Source organism: Pseudomonadota bacterium (assembly GCA_010028905.1).
Lineage (GTDB): Bacteria > Vulcanimicrobiota > Xenobia > RGZZ01 > RGZZ01 > RGZZ01.
In genome coordinates, this window is record RGZZ01000345.1 from 1 (window position 1) to 5,482 (window position 5,482).

Here is a 5,482-nt window from a genome sequence, read left to right on the forward strand (position 1 = left end):
CTCTTCGTCATCACGTTCATCATCGCGGTGGCGTTCAGCCTCGCCCTCATGTCATACCAGCACTGGCTCTTCAGCCGGCGGGCGCACAACCGCCAGATCGCCCGCAACCTGGCCGAATCGGCGGCGGCCCTCGCTGTGGCGCGCATGGTAGGCGACCCTTCAGCAAACGATGACGACGGTCTGGGAAGCTTTGGTACCCGTGACGATATCAAATCCGTGGTGACCCTCACGGCGCCCGGCACCCCTGTACTGTCGACAGAGCAGGCCCTCGCCGCGCTCGACAGAGACCCCGGCGGAGGCGAGGGCATCGCCTACGTGTGCTTCGCGCCGAGCGTGAAGATCCGCCACAGACTTGCACGCCTGTCGAGACACAACATCACCGACGCCAGCGTGCCTGGGGTCGACCTGCGAATCCCACCTCACGCAGCGCAGGTCATCGCCCATGGCGTCTGTCACGGCGAGGTCCAGGAGATCGAGACCGTGATCTACGTCCCTCCCCTTCCCCTCGCGCTCATGGCCAGCGGTCCCATCAGCACCACGGGAAAGGTCGAGGTGACCGGGCTGCGCGAGGTGCAGGCCTTCAATGGCTCGGTGGAGAGCATCCCGCCCCAGAAGCGCGCCCATGTCACGGTCGTGTCGAACAGCGGTGCTGCCCCGGCCATCCGGATGGCGGCCGCAGCCATCTACGGGAGCCTGCAGACCGTGGGCACTGTAAGCCTGGGCCGCGATACATTCGTGAGCGGGGGGGTTCGCCAGCACGCGAATCCTGAATACATCCCAGACATCAACGTGGACTCGATCGTCAAGCAGGTCGAGGGCAACGGCTATACCCTCGAGGTCTCGAGCTCAGGTGACCTGACGGTGGACTGGCCGAGCAAGAGCTCCGGCAGCCTCACCGTGAACGGAGACCTGTCGCTGGAAGGTGGAACCCTGTGCGTCAACGGCAACCTGCACGTCACTGGCTGCGTGAAGGGAGACGGATGCGTCGCGGTAAAGGGGAGCACGACCATCGACAAAGGAGCCACGCTGAATGCCGACAACGTGGTGGCGCTTCTCTCCTGTGGCCCGATAAGCCTGAAAGGCACCAGTCGGACGAGCAGCTTCATCCAAGGGCTCGTCTACTCCGAATCAGGGGTGAGCGCCAGCCACCTCACGATTCTCGGAGGACTCATCACCAACAGCGCGGGCACCTCCGCAGACGCGGGGGTGGTCTCCCTCGATGACGCAACCGTGGTTGCATCGCCCCTGGCGACGAAGAAGATTCGGGCCAACGCGCCCTTCAAGTCAGACCTCGACGACGATGTCACGATCTACACCGGCTATGTCAAGCCTGATGCGAGCGACCCGACAGGGAGACGCAAGGTCTACCGCGGCACCGCCATCGCCTACTGGAACAATCCTCACGACAAGGACGAGCCCTATGATCGCGCGAACGTCGGGCGATTCATGAGCACGAACATCTCAGACATCGTGCAGGGCATCAAGGCCTATGATCTCGCGACAGAAGGGGGCATCACCGACCTTCTCAGCGTCAATACCGGCCACAACATCACCTCGCAAGGACGAGAGGGAGAGGTCTACGACTACTTCAGACGGCTGGCCCTCGGCGACCCGTCGACCGCGCTGGTCGAGATCGACGTGAACCGTCTGCTGAAGACCGTCAAGCGTCCTCGATTTCTGCTCTGGCGTCCGCTCTGAAGCAAAGCCTCCCCCTTCTCACAACGGCATCGGCTCTGCTATGCTGGTGGGGTGACATCTGAGCGCCTTCCGCCCCACGGCCATCGCAGACGCACCGCCGAACGCGGCTCACTTGCCACCACGCTCTTCGTCATCACGTTCATCATCGCGGTGGCGTTCAGCCTTGCCCTCATGTCGTACCAGCACTGGCTCTTCAGCCGTCGCGCCCATGACCGGCAGGTCGCGCGCAACCTGGCAGAGTCAGCAGCGGCCCTCGCCGTGGCGCACATGCTCAAAGATGCGGAGAGCAGCAAAGCGCCGCCAGACTCTCTCGGCACGTTCGGCGCACAGAACGATTTCGACAGCGTGATCACCCTCACCACGCCCGGGAGTCCCGCGCTCTCCAAGGAGCAGGCCCTCACCGCCCTCTCGCGAGACCCACGCGGAGGCGAGGGCATCGCGTATGTCTGCTTCGCCCCCAGCGTCAAGGCCAGATACCATCTCACGCGGCTCTCTCGCAACAACACGTCCGACTCAAGCGTTGCGGGCGTGGGGGCGCGAATCCCCCCCCACTCGGCTCAGATCGTGGCGTACGCGGCGTGCCACGGCGAGATCTACGAGATGCAGACCGTGATCTTCGTGCCGCCCGCCCCGCTTGCACTCATCGCCAGCGGCGACGTCGATACCACGGGCGGTCTGGTGGTGACCGGCGTGAGCGACGCGCGCGCCTACCCGGGAACGCCCGCCACCATTCCCGTCGCAAAGCGGCGAACGACCCTGGTGGTGTCGAACAGCACTGCAAGCGACGCGGTCTGCCTCGGCTCTGGAGCCTACATCCGCGGACGCGTGCAGGCCGTGGGCGGTATCAGCATCGCGAAGGGAAACGTGGTGACCGGCGGGGTCGTGCCCAACGCGCAGGCCGTCGAGCTGCCTGACATAACGGTCGAGAAGGCGAGGAGCGAGTGCTTCGCGGACGGCAACGGCCTGCGCTGCCTCGACGTCAGCGGCAGCACCGGCGATCTCGAGGTCGACTGGTTCAACCATGCCACTTCCGGGCTCACGGTGAACGGAGACCTGATGCTCGAAGGCGGCACGCTGGTGGTCGACGGTGATCTGCACGTCACCGGCACCGTGCACGGCGATGGCGCCATCATCGTCGACGGCTCGGTCACGATCGACCGCGGCGCAACACTGAACGCCGACACCTCGTACGCCCTCATCAGCCGAGGGCTCATCACGCTTCGCGGACAGGTGCGCAACAGCAGCTACGTGCAGGGCATGGTCTACTCCGAGACCGGGGTGAAGGCGGCCCATCTCACCATTCTCGGAAGCCTCTTCACGCGCAACAGCAGCGGCAGCGGATCCGTCGCCCTCGATGATGTGAATGTGGTGTGCGCGCCCCTGGGGCTGCGATGGCCCATCGGACTCCCCTTCAGCACAGAAGCAGACGATGACGAGACCATCATCGCCGGGATGGCCCGCCCCTCGGCAGGTGGACAGCTGCTCTACAGCCTGACGGCAATCCCGTTCAAGACCGACGGCGGCAAGACGTGGCCGTGCGGCGAAAAGGCAAGATTCACCACCCTGCCGCGAAACGAGCTCGTCGAACGACTCCTGAGCTTCGACGACGGCGCTCCTCACCCGGGCGCAATTGGCGGAACGATACGCAACCGCGCCGGAAGCCGAGGATCGATGGACAACCTCAACAGCTACCTCAACCTCCTCGCGACCCCCCAGAAGGACCCGCGCCATGCGGTGAGCTTCGACGCGAACAAGCTGCTCAAGCGCACGCGAACGCCGCGCTTCCTCATCTGGGCGCCGCTCTGACCCAGCGCAGACGCCCCCCGGCCTGACCCGGAAGCGCTCTCAGCGTCGCCGGCTTCGCTTCAGCGACGCGAGGAACCCCGGAAGCGGCTGCGTGTTGACGACGTCGTCTGCCGTTGCCCAGCCTCGTCGCGCCACGGGTATGCCGAACGCGTCCGGATACGCCATGTCGGCGATGGCGTGCGCGTCGGAATTGATGCAGATCTTCGCGCCCGACCGCAGCGCCAGGCGCACGTGCTCGTCGCGCAGGTCGAGTCGACGGCCGTGGGCGTCGAGCTCGAGCACGGTATGCGTGCGCACCGCCGCCGCGATGCACGCGTCGAGATCGATGTCGACAGGCGGGCGCTCGCCCAGCTTTCGCGCGGTGGGGTGGAACCACATGTCGACGTGGGGGTTCTCGAGGGCGCGAATGACCCGTTGCGTCTGCGCGTCGCGCGGCAGGTCGAAGTGATGGTGGATGGCCACCCCCACGAAATCGAGCGCTGAAAGGGTCTCGTCGTCAATGTCGAGGCTGCCGTCCTTGCGGATGTTGACCTCGGCACCGCACAGCACGTGCACCCCCAGACGATCACGATGGGCCCGTATCCACGCCATCTGATCGCGCAGCTTCGCCTCATCTGATCCACCCGTCATCGCGAGATCGCGGGTGTGATCGGTGATGGCGATGTACTCTAGCCCAAGACGTCGCGCCTCATGCGCCATGTCTTCGATGCTGTCGTGACCGTCGGTCCACGACGTCTGGATCTGCACGTCGCCCCGCAAGGCGCCGCGCTCGATGAGACAGGGCAGGCGCCCATCTCGCGCCGCCTCGATCTCCCCCTGATCTTCGCGAAGCTCCGGGGGGATGTACGCGAGGTCGAGAGCAGCATGGATCTCCTCCTCGGTGAGACCCGCCACGCGAACGTCGTCGTCAACGCGAAACAGACCGTACTCGTTGAGCTTGTACCCCTTGGCGATGGCCAGCCTGCGCATGTGCACGTTGTGGGCCTTGCTGCCCGTGAAGTAGCACAGCGCGGCCCCCAGCGACTCTGCGGGAACGACGCGCAGATCGGCATCGAGACCGTTGGCGAAGCGCACTGACGCCTTGGTGTCGACGCCGCGGGCATGCACGTCGACCACCTCGTCAAACCCCACGAACGCTTCGATGACCGATTCGGGATGCTGCGACACCACGAGGAAGTCGACGTCACCGATGGTCTCGCGGAAGCGACGCAGCGATCCGGCGATGACGCAGGTCTGCACCGAGGGCAGCGCCCGCAGACGCGCCTCGATGGGACGCACGTAGGCAAGGGCGTCGATGATGGGAAGACGACCGTGCCCCTCGCGCACGAAGGCGATGCCCTTGAGCACACGTTCCTGCGTCTTGCGGCCGAAGTGCGGAACGTGCTCGAGGCGCCCCTCGCGCGCCGCCCGCTCGAGATCATCGAGGGTCTGCACACCCAGCTCGGCCCACAGGAGCTTCACCGTCTTGGGACCGATTCCGTCGACCCGCGTCAGCGCGGCCACATCGACGGGAAATCGCTCGCGCAGCGCCTGCAGCGCACCGATGGCGCCGGTGCGGAAGAGCTCATCGATCTTGGCGCTGATGCTCTTCCCCAATCCGGGAACCGCGTCGAGCGCCTTCGCCCCGCCCTCGCGCCACACATCGTGCAGGCGCCGGGGAAAGGTGGAGACAGCCTGCGCGGCCTTGTCATAGGCGCGAGGCTTGAAGGCGATGCCGTCCATGTCGAGATAGATGGCTATCTCCTGAAGCGCCTGGGCGATCTCCAGATTGGTCACGATGCGATCGGTCATGCGCGGTGCTTCTCCTCACGGCGGCCACCCCCTGCCCGAACAGTGGCGCGCAGCCCGTGTTCAAACTCTGTTCACATCTCGTTCATCGATTGTTCTCATCGCGGTCACAGAACGTCAACACCGCAGCGGTAGCCTCAGATCAAGACAGCACGCCCGGCGCACCCGCATCACCGGATCGCGAGCCCCG

At 65.4% G+C, this 5,482-nt stretch carries 3 protein-coding genes; 2 read left to right on the forward strand and 1 reads right to left on the reverse strand.

Translation table 11 applies throughout. The features are described 5' to 3' along the window. Together EB084_18605 and EB084_18610 are read left to right on the forward strand one after the other, a co-directional pair. A partial coding sequence (locus EB084_18605; GenBank protein NDD30273.1) for a hypothetical protein occupies positions 1 to 1,698 on the forward strand: 1,698 nt, incomplete at its 5' end. A gap of 51 nt (positions 1,699 to 1,749) precedes the next feature. Beyond that, the gene (locus tag EB084_18610) at positions 1,750 to 3,504 is read left to right on the forward strand and encodes a hypothetical protein (GenBank protein ID NDD30274.1); all 1,755 of its coding nucleotides are present in this window, start codon (positions 1,750 to 1,752) and stop codon (positions 3,502 to 3,504) included. A gap of 39 nt (positions 3,505 to 3,543) precedes the next feature. Here the strand turns inward: EB084_18610 and polX are convergent, their stop codons facing one another. Beyond that, positions 3,544 to 5,295, reverse strand: coding sequence for a DNA polymerase/3'-5' exonuclease PolX (polX, locus tag EB084_18615; protein ID NDD30275.1), 1,752 nt, complete (start codon positions 5,293 to 5,295; stop codon positions 3,544 to 3,546). Between the last annotated feature and the right edge of the window lie 187 nt (positions 5,296 to 5,482).

Coding starts and splice junctions, on each gene's coding strand:
- polX (NDD30275.1), bottom strand. CDS start 5,295: ATGACCGATCGCATCGTGACCAATCTGGAGATCGCCCAGGCGCTTCAG.